This window comes from Mesorhizobium sp. M0062 (genome assembly GCF_040323125.1).
In the GTDB taxonomy this organism is placed as follows: Bacteria; Pseudomonadota; Alphaproteobacteria; order Rhizobiales; family Rhizobiaceae; genus Mesorhizobium.
Genome location: NZ_JAMYUO010000004.1, coordinates 274,249 through 292,040, shown reverse-complemented (window position 1 = coordinate 292,040; position 17,792 = coordinate 274,249). Strand labels below are relative to the sequence as shown.

The window sequence follows — 17,792 nt, the reverse complement described above, 5'->3', positions numbered from 1 at the left end:
CGTGGGTCCAATCCGCAAAGCATTGCCTTGCGTGGAAGTGGTCGAACCGGCGGCGAATGGTCCGTTCCTGTGGCCAAGGAAGACCAGGAAATTACCCGATCATTCGTGATTGAACCGTTTGCGCTGTCCTATGCTGAGGGCCAGCGGATACGCCTGCTTCTCGACAAGTTCGTTCGTCTGAAAGACCGGTGGGAACCTGACCACCAGTTCATTGAAAGCGCCCGCCGTAGCCAGCTCCGAGCGGAGAGCCAACTGGACTCCCTGCAATCGACCATCGCCGAAACGCGACGCGTCCTAGAGGCTTCACGGAAGCTCTTGGAAAAGATTGCCGAGCGGGAACACCATACCCAGCCATAGGGAATGGCCGGTGCAGGTTGGGCATGCTTGTGGGGCTTCACGGCACCGGCCACTGCGGGAAGATATGAGGCCCCCCGCGCCGCCTAAGATATAGGCATATTAGCAATCGCGCAATTAACCGTATTGCGCTACCCAGCCGTAGAGGCAAGGAAATCGGAGAAGTTGGTGCCGGTTAACCGCCAGCACGCGAGCAAGTCATTCTGAAAGCATGAAAAACGCGATTTTGCTCGTGCCAATTGAGCGTCTGAAATCTAGTTCCTGCTGCCGATTATCCCCAAGTTAACTGAAATACTTATATTCCCGAAGGGTTGCGAATCAGTCGATTGTCAAGCGCATGCCATGGAGCAAGCAAGGGATCGATCTGAGCAGAAGGGCCGCAGCGGTCGAAGCGCGCTGGGAAATCCGAGCGGCTTCGGCAATTGTCCGCTCTGGCTCGCCCGCTACAACTCGACTCGCGCAGTGTGGACGGAATCACCGGCCATGTGGACGAGAACCATCTGGCGATGTCGTTCACCGAGTTTCGTTCGCGCTTCAGCCTTTAAGGGCAAGGTGATCAAGGCGATCGGATCGCCGCCTCAGGCGGCTTCGCGTTCGGCCTGCGCAGTCAGGTCCGGCTCCCGGCGGCTGTACTGCCGCGGCGAACAGCCCATGACGCGCTTGAATGCCGTGCTGAAGGCGCTTTCGGATTCGTAGCCGAGCGCCAGCGCGATGACGGAAACCGGATCGCCGGAATGCATCAGCCTGTCGCCGGCCAGCATCATGCGCCAGCGCGTCAGATAATCCAGGGGTGAGGCCCCGACCGTCTGCTTGAATCTGAGCGCAAAAGTCGATCGCGACATGCCCGCGCGCTCCGCCAGTTGCTGCAATGTCCAGCCATGCGCCGGGTCCTCGTGCATGGCGCCGATCGCCGCGCCGATCTGCCTGTCGGTAAGTGCGAACAGCCAGCCGACATTGCCTTGCGCGGTCATATGCAGGCGCAAGGCCTCGATCAGGATCATGTGGGCGAGGTGCTCGACGATGAGAAAGCCGCCGGGACGCCGCTGGCGCAATTCCTGCATCATCCGCTCCACCGGCCAGCGAAGCGCCGAATGGTCGCTCTCGCCGCGGATGTGGACGATGGGCGGCAGCATCCGCAAGAGGATGCCGGCATGGTCGCCGGACAGCGTGAAGCGACTGCTGACCAGGAGGAAATCGCCGCCGCCATTATGGACGGTGATGCCGCCGGTCCGCGCCGGTGAAAAGATCGTTCGCGCATCGACCGTCGGCAGGCCGAGATCGCTGGCAAGGCGGAAAGGCCGGCCGCGCGGCAACAGGAAGCAGTCGCCCACGTCCAGCCGCACCGCGTCAGGGACGCCCTCGACCGACAGCCAGCATCGGCCGGACACCACGGCGCCGCATTTGATGGCGGCCTGCTGGTCAGGGAACTGGATCGCCCAGTCGCCACCGGTTTCCAGCCCAGCCGACAGGTAATTGCGCGGCTTCAGTAGCGACAGCACGTCTGACAGCGGATCCATGAGCGTTCTCGGACGATTGCGAAGATATCTCGGATTTTACAGTATAGATCGTATGATCGCAACCTTCTATCTCCTTCGGCAACAGGCTGCCTGTACGGCCTTCGCCGAAAACCAAGGAGAAATGATCATGCGTGTGTTCGTTACCGGGGCTACCGGTTTTGTCGGTTCGGCTGTTGTGCGGGAATTGCTCGGGGCGGGCCATCAGGTGCTTGGCCTCGCGCGGTCGGAAGCAGGTGCGGAGTCGATCGTGGCCGCGGGCGCCGAGGCGCATCGCGGCGATATCGAGGATTTCGAGAGCCTGCGCAGCGGCGCTGCCCAATCGGATGGCGTCATCCACACGGCCTTCAACCACGACTTTTCGAGATTCGCCGCCAGTTGCGCAGTTGACCAGCGCGCCATCGAAACGCTCGGCGCGGCGCTCGAGGGTTCCGAGCGGCCGCTGCTTGTCACCTCCGGCCTCGCCGGTTTTGCGCAGGGAAGGCCGGCAACCGAAGACGACAAACCCGCGCCTCCATCGGCCGCCATGCCGCGCGCTTCGGAAGCAACGGCCGTGGCGCTCGCAGCGCGCGGGGTGCGCGCATCGACGGTGCGGCTGGCGCCGACCGTCCATGGCGAGGGCGATCACGGTTTCGTGCCGATGCTGATTGCCATTGCGCGTGAAAAGGGCGTCTCGGCCTATGTCGGCGACGGCGCAAATCGCTGGGCGGCGGTGCACCGGTTCGACGCCGCCACCCTGTACAGGCTGGCGCTGGAGAAGGGGGCGGGCGGCGTCAGCTATCATGCGGTTGCCGAACAGGGCGTGGCGAGCAAAGAGATCGCCGAGATCATCGGCCGCCGGCTCGGCCTGCCGGTCGTTTCCATAGGCCCCGAGGACGCGGCTGCGCATTTCGGCTTTCTCGGGCATTTCATCGGCAGGGACTTGTCGGCGTCAAGTGAGCAGACCCGCACTGCGCTGGGATGGCAGCCGACCGGGCCGGGGCTCATCGCCGATCTCGATCCTGCCCGCTATTTCGAGGCCTGATCAGGCCGGCCAGTCGCGTTGCATTGCACGACCGACAGCCTGGCGATCAGCGGCAGTGCCAGCAACACGGCCAGACACAGCCCGCCGAGCGGGCAGCACCGTCGTGCTGCTGGAACCGCCGCCACATCTGTATGGCGGCAAGCAGAACGAACACGGCGTAGGCCGCCCGCAGCCCGGACGACCTGCTCGCCCGTCGCCGGAAAGCCGGCGAAGGCATGGCCTCGTCATGGCAGACCTACCTTGTTACGGGGATGCGCGCGCGATTCCCGCGCCTAGTTAGAGATCGCCCTTCCTCACCTTGCCGTAAACGATATTCCGGTTCGAGCCATAGTAGACTTTCGCGTCGAAAGGACTCCCGCCGAGGGCGGCATTGATGATGTCCCACATATCGTCGGCCGAACGTAGGATGAGCGGCCAATCCATGAAAGTCTCCATGTAACCATCCGTCGTTATCTCGTCGCTGAAATTGGCAAACAGGAATTCGCCACCGGGCTTGACTAGTTCCATGGCTCTTTGAAGCAGGCGGACGCCGATGGCACGCGGCAGGTAATCGTAAAGCCCCGATGCGTAGACGAGATCGAATGTGCCAAGGGCGTAGGCGCGGCGCAGGATGCCGCGTACGGAACCCTGGACTGCCTCGACTGCCGTGCCGGCAAAGTCGTGGTTCACCGTGGCTACGCTGACGGGGTCCTGATCCAGGCCGATCCAACGTTGCAGTTTATGCCTGGCCAACGCGTCGGAGCGTTCGGCTTCCCTGAGGTGGCCGCATGCAATCGCCAGCACCTCAGCCTTTTCCACACTGCTGGCTGTCTCTTCCACGGTCCTGGCCAGAATATCCCGCCGCTCGCGCCCCGCCACCGAACTGGCAGCTTCACTGGTGTACGCATAGATTTGCCGACCAAGTAAGGTCGACGAGGCCACGATCTCGTCGGCGATCGGATGCTTGTAGTAAATATCCAGCAGGCCTGCATCGCCCGAATACCCGCGCGGTTTTTCGACCGACCACCGCGTGAACGGGTCCTGGAGCAAATATTCCGCAACCCGATGCTGCTGAGCCAAAGGAACGAGTTTCTGCCAAACCGCGGGAGCAACCTGCCGGCGGAGCTTGTGGAGTCGCCCCGCCAAACGATGGACAATGGGGGCGGCCGGTTTGTGTCGCGCAAAGGCTTGATGAGCAAGGTCCAGTATCAGGGCGAGCTGGGCCGTGCTGTCCCTCAACTCGTCGGAGTCAGCTGCCTCTTCGGAGGTCGCAACATGTTTCTTCATCAGCCTGGTGGTGACCAGGCTGTATTGGTCGAGCTGCAGTTTTGGCTTGATAGGCATGCCGTTTACTCTCCGGTTACCGCCCCGGTCCCCGGTCAGCAGCATAGGTGCGCCGCCAACCAATGCTAACAATTTTAATAAAATTTTAATAAAATTTTAGTCGATGGAGCGGCCATCAATTCTGCAAAACTGGCTAAATCCGAACCACCCGTTTACCCTCGGTTAGCGACATCTGACTTTTCCTGCGGACAGGGGCGTCTTCATTCCCCGACCGCAGGCGACGTCGGCTGTTGCATTCGCTACTGCAGATCGCGGAGGAGCGTTGCGATGCAACTGAGCGAGGACGTTGCCCAGAAGGTGGCGGCAGCGATTGGACGTCCGCGGTGGCATTCCGCCGATCCGGAACTGCTGGCACTGTTCCTGCAGAAGGATGCCGATGAGAATCGCAGTCTTGTGCGATGGGGTATTGCGGCTGCTGTATTCAGCTATGTGGCCTATGGCCTTTTCGATTGGTTTCTTTTTCCGGATATCGCCGGCCGGCTTGTTTTGACGCGCGTTACGCTAGGGATCACTTCCCTGGCGCTTGTCGAATTTGTCGCCCGACGGGGCTTTGCCCTTGCCACCTTGCACCTTGTAGCAGCGCTGGCGATTGTCTCCGGTGCCCTTGGGTGGCTCGTCTCCGCTGTTGGAACAGAGCATCAGGATGCCCTCTCCCATTTCATGGTTTTTGGCACCGTGTTCATCCTGGGTGCGAATCTGTTCTTCAACTTCCGTTTTTGGCTTTCAGCCCTTGCCTCCGCGACGGTCGCCGCAAGCTTTGTGTACGCCGCGATGTTCTCCCTTCAGGCCGACATCGCCGGTCGGGTCGTGTTGTCGGCCTATTTCGTGAACTGCCTCGTCTTGTCGCTTTATCTTTCCTGGCGGCTGAGCCTGGAGCGTTACCAGACCTTCCTGCACGCGCTTCGGGCACAATTCCAGGAGCAGGCTGCTATCAAGAAGGGGCAAAAGCTAACCGAAATCGCCGACACCGATCCGCTCACGGGAATGAAGAACCGCAGGGCGATCATTCGAGAATTCTCGGAGCTGCGCGAAGACTGGGCCGCGGACGACGACGAGATAGGGCTCATTCTGATCGACGTCGACTACTTCAAAAGGTTCAATGACGGACTTGGTCATCAGGCCGGCGACGATTGCCTGATCAAACTCGCCCATGTCCTCTCCGAGATGGCGGCTGCCAACAACGCCATCGCGGCCCGCTATGGCGGAGAAGAATTCGTCATTCTCTGCAAGGTCACCGGGCGGGCTCACCTTCATGAGATAACGAAGAAATTCTGTCGCGCTGTAGAGGATTTGGATATCTACCACCCTGATCGGGGCGACAAGCTCAACATCGTAACGATCAGTGCCGGGGCGTCGTTGACGCGCGCCGATCAGAGCATAGAGCTTAGAATCCTGCTGCAGGAAGCTGACCGCGCGCTCTACGCGTCCAAGTTTGCCGGTCGGGCTACGTTCACGATTTACGACCCGCACGCCACCAGCCAGGATCGCTCCGGCGAAAATCTTTCAGAACTGCTGAAGGTGGCAGTTTCCAACCAGCTCGTTTCTGTCGCCTACCAGCCAATTCGCGAGCTGGCGTCGGGCCGCGTGCTGGGGCACGAGAGTCTGATGCGTGTATGCGACTTCGACGGCACCATGATCAGTCCGTCCGTGTTCATACCCGTTGCCGAGCAGACCGGAGCGATCGTGGAACTGGGTACGTGGCTGATCGATCGAGCCTGCGGTGACATGGCGGAATACGGATTGGGCTCGGTCGTGACGGTGAACGTCTCCGTTCTTCAGCTCAAGGCTCCCAACTTTTCACTCCGGATCACCGAGATCCTTGGCAGGCACGGCCTTGCGCCCCAGAAACTGGCCATCGAAATCACCGAAGGCAGTGACATCTTTCTGGAGGCGCAAGCGGTAAGAAACGTGGAGCGGCTGCGAAAACTCGGCGTTCAGATCTGGCTGGACGATTTCGGAACGGGATTTGCCGGCCTTACATGGCTGCGCCGGTTCAAATTCGACGTGGTCAAGATCGATCGCAGCTTCCTCCACGATTGCCAGACCTCTCGCGGCTTGAGCCTGTTGCGGGACATGGTCGGACTGCTTCGCAATCTCGGCCATGTCGTGCTCGCCGAGGGCGTCGAAACCGAAGAGCAGTACATATTGCTGCAGCGCCTGGGGGTAAATTTGATGCAGGGCTTCCTCACCGGGCATCCAGTCCCGATCGAAGAGGTAAACCAAATGAGGCAAGGCCTCGTTGCCTAGCGGCAGCCCCTTCGCTGAAGCTTCGGAGGGCATCCTGCTTCGTTCCGGTCCCCCTACGCTACTTCGTAGCTTCGGGCGACACTCCTACGCCCAGATGCGGTTCCGGGTGGCCTGCCACCCGAAGCCCGCAGGGCGTAGGGTGGCGGAGAGGGAGGGATTCGAACCCCCGATGGGCTTGCACCCATGCCGCATTTCGAGTGCGGTGCATTCGACCACTCTGCCACCTCTCCGCGGTCATGGTCGGCCGTTGCCGGCGCGGCGCACTAGATAACGGCTGGGCGGGCAGGTTACAAGGCCAAATCCGCGGGGGAATTCAGCTTCCTGTGCGGGCTCTGCCGGGAGGGCTGCGTTGCGGCCACGTCGGCAGATGGGGCTAACCGGTCCTCGACCGGAGGGATCGGGGGCGGCAAGGAGGCGGCGTGGCCAAGGATTCCGCCCGTTTGCCTTGACTCGTACCGAACCTTCGGTTAGGGGAAGCGCGCAATCGGCGTGGAGGGTTCTTCCACGCCGCTTGTTTTTCGAACCCGCAGACTGACAAAAAGACGGCCGAACCGCGTGACGCGGCTCATCGAGGCCGACCGAACAGCGAAAGGCAAAAAATGTTCGCAGTCATTAAAACGGGCGGTAAGCAGTATCGCGTTGCCGCCAACGATCTCCTGAAGATCGAGAAGCTCGAAGCCAATGTCGGCGATATCGTCGAAATCGGCAGCGTCCTCGCCCATGGCGAAGGCGAAAATGTCACCTTCGGCGCCCCGTTCGTCGATGGCGCTCTGGTCACGGCGGAAGTCGTCGAGCAGGGCAAGAACCGCACCGTCATCGCTTTCAAGAAGCGCCGCCGGCAGAATTCGCGCCGCAAGATCGGCCACCGCCAGCTTCTGACCACCGTGCGGATCGCCGAGATCCTGCTGGGTGGCGCCAAGCCTTCCAAGAAGGCCTCAGCCAAGGTGGAAGCCAAGGAAGTCAAGGCTGACGTAGCGCCCGAGGCGAAGGCCGAGGCCGCGCCGAAGGAAGCCAAGGCGAAGAAGGAAGCCAAAGCCGAGGCTGCTCCGAAGGATGAAGCCAAGACGGAGACCGCCGTCGCCGCGCCGCTGTTCAAGGCGCCGAAGGGCGAGCCGGACGATTTGGCCGTGATCAAGGGCATCGGCCCGGTTGCCGCCGGCCAGCTGCACGAGCAGGGCATCACCACCTTCGCCCAGCTTGCCAAGCTGTCGGACAAGGACGTGGCCAAGATCGACGCGCACATGCCCTTCAGCACCGACCAGATCAACGACTGGCGCGAGCAGGCCAAGGAACTGGCGAAGAAGTAAAACGATCCGGCGACAAGGTCGCCGGATCGGACTTGAAACGGAACGCGAACGCGTTCATAAGACCATTCAAGCGCCCCAGGGCGCATCGGAGTTAGTTAGATGGCACACAAGAAAGCTGGCGGCTCGTCGCGCAACGGTCGCGACTCGCATTCCAAGCGTCTGGGCGTGAAGAAGTTCGGCGGCGAAGCCGTCATCCCGGGCAACATCATCATCCGTCAACGCGGCACCACCTGGCATCCCGGCGTCAATGTCGGCATGGGCACGGACCACACCCTTTTTGCGCTCGAGACCGGCGCAGTCACCTTCAACAAAAAAGCCAACGGCCGAACCTACGTATCGGTCAACCCGATTACCAAAGCCGCGGAGTAGCCGGTTCCGCACTATAAAACCGGCGCCCATCTCGGGAACCGGTGTCTGGCCAAACCAGTGAATGGAGCCAGGAAAAGGATCAGGGGAGATGGGTTTTCCATCTCCCCTTTTTTCTTGCCTGGAGGACGTCGAATGGTTGCCGAAGCGGAAGACACCGAAGACGAAAGTTACGCGATAGATTGCCCGGTGCTGGCCACGGAGCGGCTGGTGATGCGCGCTCCCTGCGAAGCCGACATCGCGCAACTGGTCGAGCTTGCCGACAACCGTCACGTCGCCGAGATGCTGGCCCGCATGCCGCACCCCTATGGTGAGGCAGAGGCACGCGCCTTCCTGGCTATGACGAGATCGCGCCGGGCCGGCATCGCCTATGCGCTGACGCTGGCCAGTACCGACATTTTCGTCGGCTGCGCCGGCCTCAACATGACCGACCGCGGGCTGGAGCTCGGCTACTGGATCGGCGAGCCCTACTGGAAGCGCGGCTATGCGACGGAGGCCGCGCACGCGTTGGTCGACCTCGCCTTCCAACGGACCTCGATCCAGGTGCTGCAGGCTTCGACGCGGGTGATCAATCCGGCCTCGCGCCGGGTCATCCACAAATGCGGCTTCCAGTATGCCGGCCAGGGCATGCTGAACTCGATCGTCGCCGGCCAGGTGCCGGTCGAGCGGTACCGGCTGGACAGAAAGACCTGGATCAGTCTTCGAAACTGGGTGCATTTCTAGGTGTTTTGATATTCAGGTGAGGCCGGCCTGCAAACGCGGGTTTTATGCGCTTCCGGTGCACGTACTTAAGTACACTCCGCTCCGGTTCTCGAAAACCAGTGTTTTCGGCTCGGCCTGACCTGAATCTCAACACACCTAGCGCGTGCCTCCAAACGACAGGTTTGGAAACGTTGGTTGTGGATCGGGCTCAACTCAGCCCATCTCGACCCAAATCGGGAGATGGTCCGAACCGACCGCTTGCGGGTCGACCCACAGGCGCTTCAGCGATCCGGCGAGCGAGGCCGAGGTAAAGATGTAGTCGATGCGCTTGTGGCGGCTTGTGTCTTCGGGTCGCGTGGGATCGACCCAGGTGACGACGTCTGGTGTGTTCAGGCGCTGGGCGACGTCGACGGCGAGATCGGCGGTCAAGGGCATGCCGAATTCATGATCCGGGCGGCCGACGAGTTCGACATATTCGGGCGAGCGGGGCAGCATGTTGAAGTCGCCCATGACGATGAAGGCTTCGGGATAGGGCAGGTCCGGCAGGCCGATCTCGGGAATGCCGGAGAGGCCGCCGCCCTCGAAGGCATAGTTCAACAGGCGCTGGCGCAGGAAACGGATCTGGCTGGCGCGTTCAACCGGACTGCGATGGTCGAGATGCGTGGAATAGAAGCGGATGAAGCCGAGCGGGGTCTCGACCAGCGCCTCGAGTGCGCCGCGCTGGAAGTTCATCGCCTCAAGGCTGCGGCTGCGCGGCAAAAGCAGATTGCGCGACAGATGGATCGGCGTCTTCGACAGCACCATGTTGCCGAGCTGGAAAGTGGTGGTGACGGCGCGGCCGGCCTCCAGGCGCGAGCCGACATTGACCTCGAAATTGCTGCCGTAGGCGGCAAAATATTCGGGCAGCGCCTCGCCGATCTCGGCGACCATGTCGCGGTTGCCGTTCCTCGGATTGTTGCGGGTCACTTCCTGCAGCGCGATCACATCGGCGCCGCGAACCGCCGCGGCGATGCGGCCGAGATCGTAGCGGCCATCCAGACCGATACCGTACTGGATGTTGTAGCTTACAACCTTCATTCCCGCGCCCCTCAAGCTCCGTCCGCGAACACTGCTACCGCGTCCCCGGCAAAAGGGCATCCGGCGCTTTAGTCGCAAAACGGCCTCGCCCTTGGCCGCGCCTTGGTTTAGAGCAAGGCGCAAGATCTAAAGCAAAGCCGCAAGGCCAACAGAAACTGCGTAGTCCAATGAAATTTCTCGATCAAGCCAAGGTTTATATCCGCTCCGGCGACGGTGGCGCCGGCTCTGTGTCGTTCCGGCGCGAAAAATTCATCGAGTTCGGCGGCCCGGATGGCGGCGACGGTGGCCGCGGCGGCGATGTCTGGCTGGAAGCGGTCAATGGGCTGAACACGCTGATCGACTATCGCTACCAGCAGCACTTCAAGGCCAAGACCGGTGTCCACGGCATGGGCCGCAACATGACCGGCGCCAAGGGCGCCGATGTGACGCTCAAGGTGCCGGCCGGAACCCAGGTGTTTGCCGAGGACAATGAGACGCTGATCTGCGACCTGACCGTGGTCGGCCAGCGCTTCCTGCTGGCCAAGGGCGGCAATGGCGGTTTCGGCAACCAGCATTTCAAGACCTCGACCAACCAGGCCCCTCGCCGCGCCAATCCGGGCCAGCCCGGCGAAGAGATGAATGTCTGGCTGCGGCTGAAGCTGATTGCCGACGCCGGCCTGGTCGGGCTGCCCAATGCCGGCAAGTCGACTTTTCTGGCAACCGTCACCGCAGCCAAGCCAAAGATCGCCGACTACCCCTTCACCACGCTGCATCCAGGTCTCGGCGTTGCCCGCATCGATGCGCGCGAATTCGTCATCGCCGACATTCCGGGCCTCATCGAGGGCGCGCATGAGGGTGTCGGCATCGGCGACCGGTTCCTCGGCCATGTCGAGCGCACGCGTGTGCTTTTGCATCTGGTTTCGGCGCAGGAGGAAAATCCGGGCAAAGCCTATAAGACCGTGCGCGCCGAGCTCGACGCCTATGGCAATGGGCTGATCGAGAAGGTCGAGATCGTCGCGCTCAGCCAGGTCGATATCCTAGATGCCGATGAGCGCAAGAAGAAGGTTGCGTCGCTCAAACGCGCTGCCGGCCGCGCGCCGATGCTGCTGTCGGCGGCCACCGGCGAGGGCGTCGAAGCGGTGCTGCGCGCGCTGATGGCGGTTGTCGGCGAAGCGCGCGACAGGGCTGCCGCTCCCGTCGAGACCCGCTGGGACCGATAGCGATGACGGCGCAGTCGCTGACAAAATACCGGCGCATCACGGTCAAGATCGGTTCGGCCTTGCTGGTCGACCGCACCAGCGGCCTGAAGCGCGACTGGCTGGCTTCGCTTGCCGAGGATATTGCGGTGCTGGCCAATGGTGGCGCCGAGATCCTGGTCGTGTCCTCGGGCGCCATTGCGCTCGGCCGGACCATTCTCGGTCTCGGCAAACGGGCATTGAAGCTGGAAGAAAGCCAGGCGGCTGCGGCCGTCGGCCAGATCGCGCTGGCCGGCGCGTGGTCGGATGCGCTGGGCAAGGGCTCGTTGAAATCGGGCCAGATCCTGCTGACGCTGGGCGACACCGAAGAGCGCCGTCGCTATCTGAATGCCCGCGCGACGATCTCGACGCTGCTCAAGATGAAGGCGGTGCCGGTCATCAATGAGAACGACACGGTGGCGACCTCCGAAATCCGCTATGGCGACAATGACCGGCTGGCGGCCCGGGTGGCGACCATGATGGGCGCCGACCTGCTGGTGCTGCTCTCCGACATTGACGGGCTCTATACGGCGCCGCCGGCGCGCGATCCCGCTGCGAAATTCATTCCGGTGGTCGACCGCATTACACCCGATATCGAAGCAATGGCGGGGGCGGCCGCTTCCGAACTGTCGCGCGGCGGCATGCGCACCAAGCTCGATGCCGGCAAGATCGCCACCGCCGCCGGAACCGCCATGATCATCACCTCGGGCACCAGGCTGTCGCCGCTGATGGCGATCGAACGTGGCGAGCGCGCCACCTTCTTCAAACCAAGCCCCAACCCGGTGAAAGGCTACAAGAGCTGGATCGCAGGCCAGCTCGAACCGGCCGGGCGGCTCACCGTCGATGCCGGCGCCATCGGCGCGCTGTTGTCCGGCAAATCGCTGCTGCCGGCCGGCGTCAGGCTGGTCAGCGGCAATTTCTCGCGTGGCGACACGGTGGCGATCCTGTCGCCCGAGGGACGCGAGATCGCGCGCGGGCTGGTTGCCTACGATGCCGCCGATGCCGTAAGGATCGCAGGCCTGAAGACAGCCGAGATCGAAACCGTGCTCGGCTATGAGGCGCGCTCTGCGATGATCCACCGCGACGATCTGGTGGTGAGCGATCCGGGTGACCAGATACGGGCTGCCGGCCAGGTATGGGCCGGGGGCGAGGTAAGCGGAGGATGAGACATGCTGAAGTTGCATGAACAATCCGGGGATGACACCGTCGCGCTGATGGCTGATATCGGCCGCCGCGCCCGCGCGGCCGCCCGACCGTTGGCGATTGCGACCGCCGCCGCCAAGGATGCCGCACTTCTCGCCATGGCCGACGCGATCATCGCGCGCCAGCAGCAGATTCTCGATGCCAACGCCATCGATGTCTCTAACGGACACGAATCGGGCTTGTCCGGCTCCTTCATGGACCGGTTGAAGCTCGATCCGGCGCGCACCCGTGCCATGGCGGATGGCATCCGTGAAATCGCCGGGCTCAGGGACCCGGTCGGCGATGTGATTGCCGCCTGGGATCGCCCCAACGGCCTGCAGATCGAGCGCGTGCGCACGCCGCTCGGCGTTGTCGGCGTCATTTATGAAAGCCGGCCGAATGTGACGGCGGATGCCGGCGCACTCTGCCTCAAGGCCGGCAATCCGGTGATCCTGCGCGGCGGCTCGGACTCGCTCAATTCATCCGCCACCATCCATGCCTGCCTGGTCGAGGGGTTGAAGGCCGCCGGCCTGCCCGAAGACGCCATCCAGCTGGTGCCGACCACTGACCGCGCCGCCGTCGGTGAGATGCTGAAAGGGCTTTCCGGCAATCTCGACGTCATCATTCCGCGGGGCGGCAAGAGCCTGGTCGGGCGCGTCCAGAGCGAGGCGCGGGTGCCGGTCTTTGCCCATCTTGAAGGCATCTGCCATCTCTACATCGACCGCTCGGCCGATCTTGACATGGCGGTCAGGATCGCCGTCAACGCCAAGATGCGGCGCACCGGTGTCTGTGGCGCTGCAGAGACTTTGCTGGTCGACCGCGCGGTGGCCTCCACGCATCTGGTGCCGATCCTCGACGCGCTACGCGCAGCCGGCTGCGAGATCCATGCCGATCAGGAAGTGATGAAGCTGTTCTTCGACGCCAAGCCGGCGACCGATGCCGACTGGGTGACCGAATATCTCGACGCCATCATCGCGGTAAAGCTGGTAGACGGGATTGCCGGTGCCATCGACCATATCGAGACGTTCTCCTCACATCACACCGAGGCGATCATCGCCGAGGATGCAGAGGCTGTGCAGCGCTTCTTCAACGAGATCGACTCGGCGATTCTCCTGCACAATGCCTCCACCCAGTTCGCCGATGGCGGCGAGTTCGGCATGGGCGCCGAGATCGGCATCGCCACCGGCAAGATGCATGCGCGCGGACCGGTTGGCGTCGAACAGCTGACCTCGTTCAAATACCGCGTGCGCGGGTCGGGACAGGTGAGGCCTTGAGCGCTGGCCTTACCCTCCCCCTTGTGGGGAGGGTGGCGAGCGCAGCGAGCCGGGTGGGGGTACGACGCTGAATTCTGCAATCCCCCCACCCCGCTCCGCTTCGCGGATCGACCCTCCCCACAAGGGGGAGGGTGGGGCGCCTCTTTCCTCGCACTACCTCCGCATGCCGCATGCCGAAAAGGGCCTTGCCGTCGGCCTGTTCGGCGGCTCATTCAACCCGCCGCATGCCGGCCATGCGCTGGTGGCGGAAATTGCCTTGCGGCGCCTCGCGCTCGACCAGCTCTGGTGGATGGTCACTCCAGGCAATCCGCTGAAGAGCACGAGGGAATTGGCGCCGCTGAGCGACCGGCTGCTGCAGTCGGAGCAGATCGCCAAGAACCCGAAGATCAAGGTCACCGCCTTCGAGGCGGCGCATCATATTCGCTTCACCGCCGACACGCTGGCGCTGGTCAAGGCACGCAATCCCGGCGTCGACTTCGTCTGGATCATGGGCGCCGACTCACTCCGCGATTTCCACCGTTGGCAGCGCTGGCGCCAGATCGTCATGACCTTCCCGATCGCCGTCATCGACCGCCCGGGCGCGACGCTGTCCTTCCTGTCCTCGGTCGTGGCCAAGACCTTCGACTATGCCCGCGTCGACGAGGGTGACGCGCCCCGGCTCGCCCGCATGAAGGCGCCGGCCTGGACCTTCATCCACGGCCCACGCTCATCGCTGTCATCGAGTGCTATTCGCCAGCAAGCCAAGGGGTAACTCCGTAAGACCAGATCGCCGATGTCGCTTTTACGGCGGCCTTTCGCGATTGGCTGGGCGATGCTGCGCTGGATATGGCCACTTCAGTGAACCAGACCGACATCGACCCCAATCATGGCGCCCCGCCGGCGCCCGTGATCGCCATTGCCAGCGTAATCGTGTCGATGGCGCTGATTGCGGTCGGGAATGGGTTGATGTTCGCCTATATCCCGGTCCGGCTTGGGGTCGAGCGCTTCGATCCGACCTGGGCCGGGCTGATCATCACCGGCCTTTCCGCCGGCGGCCTTGCCGGCTGCATCCTGACCGGGCCGCTGGTGCGCCGCGTCGGGCATGCCCGGGCCTTCATGGTGCTGTCGGCGTTGATTGCGCTGTCCAATGCTGCCATTGGCGCCGGCACCTACCCGCTGCTGTGGATCGCCGCGCGCGCGCTTTACGGTTTTGCCATATGCGGCCTGTTCATCGTCGCCCAGAGCTGGCTCAACGATGCCGTCGCAAACGCCATTCGCGGCCGGGTGATGGCGGTGTTTTACGTCGCCTATGTCGCCGGACTTGGCGTCGGCTATGCCCTGCTGGCGGCGGTCGACATCGCGACGGCGCAGGCGCCGCTGATCGGCATTGCCTTCACCGCAGTGTCGATCCTGCCGGTCGGCATGACGCGGTTGGCTCAACCGCCGCCACCTCGCGCAGCCTCCGTGGCGCTTGGCCGCGCCTGGCGGATCTCGCCGGTCGGCGTGGCCGGCATGCTGGCCGTCGGCGGTCTGTCGATGGCGATCGCCGGGTTCGCACCGATCCATGCCACGGCCAAAGGCTATAGCCAGGCCGATGTGGCGCTGCTTTTGTCGGCGATGCCCGTCGGCACGCTGATCCTGCAGATACCGCTCGGCTGGATTTCCGACCGTACCGATCGCCGTTACGTGCTGGCCGGCGCTGCGGCACTGGCCATCGTCGCCGGTATTCTGGCCATCGGCTTCGACGGCGGCGCGCTGATGGTGCTCGTGGTGATCTACATCGTCTGGGACGGCGCCTCGGAATCGATCTATTCGCTGGCCAGCGCGCATGCCGCCGACCGCGCCGGCAAGGACGACATGGTGGCGCTGTCGAGTTCGTTGCTGTTTGCCTGGTCGCTGTCGGGGTTCATCGTGCCGGGTATCGTGACGGCCCTGTCGGCTGTCTATGGCACGCAGGCCTTCATTTATGTGGCCATCGTCATCGCCACTGTCTTCTGCCTGTTCGTGCTGTGGCGAGTGGCCACCACGCGCGCCGTCCCCGCTACGGAGACCAGCAGTTTCGCGCCGATGTCGGCGCAGGCGCCGCTGCCGGTGGAGCTCGCCTACGCCCCGGAAGATAAGCGCTGAACGGTTTCACAGCTCCTACTGCCTGGTAGCGGCAGTTTCCTGTCGAGCCTCCGGCGGAGGTGCGGGAACCGAAATGGCTTCGGCGTCGAACGCCTGCTTGACGCGTTTGGTGAGATCGATCTGGGTGGCGAAGAAATCCGCCGCCGTGGTCCAGTAGCGCAAGGTGATGGCGACGCTGGCATCGCCCACCGTGGCGACGAAGGCGATCGGCGCCGGCTCTCGCTTGACGCGGCGCTCGCCGCCGGCAACGCCCAGCATGGTTTTCTGCGCCAGGTCGATGTCGTTCCAGGAGCCGATGCTCAGCGTGATGTCTCCGCGGCGCACACCGTTGCGGGTAAAATTGCGCACCGGCTGGTTCCACAGCGTCGAATTGGGCGCCAGCACATAGACGCCGTCTGTCGTGCGGAGCTTGGTGGCGAACAGGCCGATTTCCTCGACGGTGCCGGAAATGGCGCCGACCTCGACATATTCGCCAATGCGGAATGGCCTGAGCGCCAGAAGCATGATGCCTGCGGCGATGTTCTGCAGCGTGCCTTGCAGCGCCAGGCCGATTGCCAGCCCGATGGCGCCGATGGCGGCGATGATCGAGGCCGTCTGAACGCCGAACTGGCCGAGCACCATGATGACCACCAGGATCAGGATGGCGTAGCGCACGATCTTCGAGAAGAAATGGCGCAGCGTCGCGTCGAAACCATGGATATGGCCGAGGCCGGCTGAGATCGATCGTTCTGCGAGCCCGGCGACGAGATAGCCGACGACCAGCAGGATGATGGCGCCGATGGCGGAGAAGGAATAGGAAACGATCAGTGTGCTGAGTTGCGCAAGGCCAGCCTGCACGGTGAGCAGCGTGTTCTGGGGGTCGATTGGCATCAGGAAAATCCGTTTGGGGGGTGTGTCGATAACCCCTGCCGCGGCCATGGGTTCCGATTTTTCTCAAGGCTCCGGAACCGGAAGTCGTGCACTGCGTTCGCGGTGGCAGGGCCTCCCGTCTTGAAACTGCAAGGGAACTCTGCCTATCTATAGGGTGTCACCTGATTTCGTGGGTGATTTGGTTGTTCTTGCTGCGAAAGGAAATACACTGAGAACAGCATTGCGGAAGAAGGCTGACATCATGCCTTCGCCGGCCAGGATCAGCGTAGATGACGCCGTGTCCCGTGCCATCAAGACAGTCCTTGCCAGTCTGGAAGACTCCAAGGCCGAAAATATTGTCTCAATCGACATTCAGCGGAAATCGAGCCTCGGCGACTATATGGTCATCGCGTCGGGCCGGTCACACCGTCATGTCTCGGCTGTCGCCGACCACCTGCTCAAGGCGCTCAAGGATGCCGGTCTCGGCACGGCGCGCGTCGAGGGGCTGTCCGGCGCCGACTGGGTCCTGATCGATTCAGGCGACATCATCGTCCATGTCTTCCGCCCAGAAGTCCGCGAATTCTACAATCTTGAAAAGATGTGGCAGGCGCCGGACCTCGAGGAAGAGACCTTGCACTGAGCTCCGTCTCATGTCGTAACCATCCTGGGTGCGACATGGATTGAAAGCTCGCCGAGGCAGGGATGAAGATAGCAGTTCATGCCGTGGGCCGGATGAAGGCCGGCCCCGAGAGAGAGCTCGCCGACCGCTATTTCGAGCGTTTCGCCAAGAGCGGCCCGGCGATCGGGTTCGAATTCTCTGGTGTCGCCGAGATCGCCGAGGGACGAGCCCAGAACCCCAATGAGCGCCGCCGCGAGGAAGGCCAGAAGCTGCAGGCACAGTTGCAGCCGGGCACGGCGCTGTTCCTGCTCGACGAACGCGGCAAGAACCTGTCCTCAGACGATTTCGCCAACCGTATCGGCCAGTTGCGCGATGGCGGACGCAAGGCGTTGGTCATCGCCATTGGCGGCGCCGACGGGCACGACCAGTCGGTTCGCGATCAGGCTGAGCTGATGGTCTCGTTCGGCGCGGCGACCTGGCCGCACCAACTGGTGCGTGTCATGCTGGGCGAGCAGCTCTATCGGGCGGCAACGATTCTTTCGGGACATCCCTACCACCGTTCGTAAATCAGTGGGTCGAGGGTCAATCGTCCGGATTTCCGCCCCAATGCGCGGCTGTTTTGTGCTAGGCTTCG

17 protein-coding genes and 1 tRNA gene are annotated in these 17,792 nt (G+C 62.9%); 13 read left to right on the top strand and 5 right to left on the bottom strand.

The genetic code is table 11. The annotated features are described in order from the left end of the window. The first annotated feature begins 69 nt into the window (after positions 1 to 69). A complete protein-coding gene (locus NKJ64_RS07575; protein ID WP_069202690.1) occupies positions 70 to 357 on the top strand; it encodes a hypothetical protein in 288 nt (95 codons plus the stop codon). A 575-nt stretch (positions 358 to 932) separates the two neighbouring features. Here NKJ64_RS07575 and NKJ64_RS07570 read toward each other — a convergent pair. Further along, positions 933 to 1,871, bottom strand: a complete 939-nt coding sequence (locus tag NKJ64_RS07570) for an AraC family transcriptional regulator (RefSeq protein ID WP_023693170.1) — start codon at positions 1,869 to 1,871, stop codon at positions 933 to 935. 127 nt (positions 1,872 to 1,998) lie between these two features. On the opposite strand from NKJ64_RS07570, the gene NKJ64_RS07565 reads away from it, so the two are divergent. Next, complete coding sequence (locus NKJ64_RS07565) at positions 1,999 to 2,892, top strand: SDR family oxidoreductase (RefSeq protein ID WP_023755530.1); 894 nt, start codon at positions 1,999 to 2,001, stop codon at positions 2,890 to 2,892. 276 nt (positions 2,893 to 3,168) lie between these two features. On the opposite strand, the gene NKJ64_RS07560 is transcribed toward NKJ64_RS07565, so the two are convergent. Beyond that, positions 3,169 to 4,215, bottom strand: coding sequence for a class I SAM-dependent methyltransferase (locus tag NKJ64_RS07560; protein WP_023829306.1), 1,047 nt, complete (start codon positions 4,213 to 4,215; stop codon positions 3,169 to 3,171). A 267-nt stretch (positions 4,216 to 4,482) separates the two neighbouring features. Here NKJ64_RS07560 and NKJ64_RS07555 point away from each other — a divergent pair, with 267 nt between their 5' ends. Beyond that, positions 4,483 to 6,462 carry a putative bifunctional diguanylate cyclase/phosphodiesterase gene (locus NKJ64_RS07555; RefSeq protein ID WP_023829305.1) on the top strand — a complete coding sequence of 660 codons (1,980 nt, stop codon included), beginning with the start codon at positions 4,483 to 4,485 and terminating at the stop codon, positions 6,460 to 6,462. A gap of 140 nt (positions 6,463 to 6,602) precedes the next feature. On the opposite strand, the gene NKJ64_RS07550 is transcribed toward NKJ64_RS07555, so the two are convergent. Further along, a tRNA-Ser gene (locus NKJ64_RS07550) sits at positions 6,603 to 6,692 on the bottom strand. A 369-nt stretch (positions 6,693 to 7,061) separates the two neighbouring features. Here NKJ64_RS07550 and NKJ64_RS07545 point away from each other — a divergent pair. From NKJ64_RS07545 to NKJ64_RS07535, 3 genes are all read left to right on the top strand, one after another. Further along, complete coding sequence (locus tag NKJ64_RS07545; protein WP_023693165.1) at positions 7,062 to 7,769, top strand: 50S ribosomal protein L21; 708 nt, start codon at positions 7,062 to 7,064, stop codon at positions 7,767 to 7,769. 99 nt (positions 7,770 to 7,868) lie between these two features. Continuing rightward, the gene (gene rpmA, locus NKJ64_RS07540; protein WP_015315190.1) at positions 7,869 to 8,138 is read left to right on the top strand and encodes a 50S ribosomal protein L27; all 270 of its coding nucleotides are present in this window, start codon (positions 7,869 to 7,871) and stop codon (positions 8,136 to 8,138) included. A gap of 132 nt (positions 8,139 to 8,270) precedes the next feature. After that, complete coding sequence (locus NKJ64_RS07535) at positions 8,271 to 8,858, top strand: GNAT family N-acetyltransferase (protein ID WP_023700237.1); 588 nt, start codon at positions 8,271 to 8,273, stop codon at positions 8,856 to 8,858. A gap of 192 nt (positions 8,859 to 9,050) precedes the next feature. Here NKJ64_RS07535 and NKJ64_RS07530 read toward each other — a convergent pair whose 3' ends face one another. Further along, positions 9,051 to 9,914: an endonuclease/exonuclease/phosphatase family protein gene (locus tag NKJ64_RS07530; RefSeq protein WP_352462254.1), complete on the bottom strand. Its 864-nt coding sequence runs from the start codon at positions 9,912 to 9,914 to the stop codon at positions 9,051 to 9,053. 167 nt (positions 9,915 to 10,081) lie between these two features. On the opposite strand from NKJ64_RS07530, the gene obgE reads away from it, so the two are divergent. The 5 genes from obgE (at position 10,082) to NKJ64_RS07505 (ending at position 15,690) form a co-directional block, all read left to right on the top strand. After that, positions 10,082 to 11,113 (top strand): GTPase ObgE, encoded by a 1,032-nt coding sequence (gene obgE, locus NKJ64_RS07525; protein WP_023668691.1) that lies wholly within the window; start codon positions 10,082 to 10,084, stop codon positions 11,111 to 11,113. A gap of 2 nt (positions 11,114 to 11,115) precedes the next feature. Further along, a complete protein-coding gene (proB, locus tag NKJ64_RS07520; protein WP_023829303.1) occupies positions 11,116 to 12,294 on the top strand; it encodes a glutamate 5-kinase in 1,179 nt (392 codons plus the stop codon). Between the two features lie 3 nt (positions 12,295 to 12,297). Continuing rightward, positions 12,298 to 13,584, top strand: coding sequence for a glutamate-5-semialdehyde dehydrogenase (locus tag NKJ64_RS07515; RefSeq protein ID WP_286487937.1), 1,287 nt, complete (start codon positions 12,298 to 12,300; stop codon positions 13,582 to 13,584). A 163-nt stretch (positions 13,585 to 13,747) separates the two neighbouring features. Beyond that, positions 13,748 to 14,335 (top strand): nicotinate-nucleotide adenylyltransferase, encoded by a 588-nt coding sequence (locus NKJ64_RS07510; protein WP_023815254.1) that lies wholly within the window; start codon positions 13,748 to 13,750, stop codon positions 14,333 to 14,335. A gap of 74 nt (positions 14,336 to 14,409) precedes the next feature. Next, on the top strand, positions 14,410 to 15,690 hold the full coding sequence (locus NKJ64_RS07505; RefSeq protein WP_023818237.1) for an MFS transporter: 1,281 nt from the start codon (positions 14,410 to 14,412) through the stop codon (positions 15,688 to 15,690). 15 nt (positions 15,691 to 15,705) lie between these two features. Here the strand turns inward: NKJ64_RS07505 and NKJ64_RS07500 are convergent, their stop codons facing one another. Beyond that, positions 15,706 to 16,560: a mechanosensitive ion channel family protein gene (locus NKJ64_RS07500; RefSeq protein ID WP_023736854.1), complete on the bottom strand. Its 855-nt coding sequence runs from the start codon at positions 16,558 to 16,560 to the stop codon at positions 15,706 to 15,708. A 241-nt stretch (positions 16,561 to 16,801) separates the two neighbouring features. Between NKJ64_RS07500 and rsfS the strand changes: the two genes are divergently transcribed. Continuing rightward, positions 16,802 to 17,179, top strand: coding sequence for a ribosome silencing factor (rsfS, locus tag NKJ64_RS07495; RefSeq protein WP_023668698.1), 378 nt, complete (start codon positions 16,802 to 16,804; stop codon positions 17,177 to 17,179). A gap of 62 nt (positions 17,180 to 17,241) precedes the next feature. After that, positions 17,242 to 17,724 carry a 23S rRNA (pseudouridine(1915)-N(3))-methyltransferase RlmH gene (gene rlmH / locus NKJ64_RS07490; RefSeq protein WP_023829301.1) on the top strand — a complete coding sequence of 161 codons (483 nt, stop codon included), beginning with the start codon at positions 17,242 to 17,244 and terminating at the stop codon, positions 17,722 to 17,724. Positions 17,725 to 17,792: the final 68 nt, after the last annotated feature.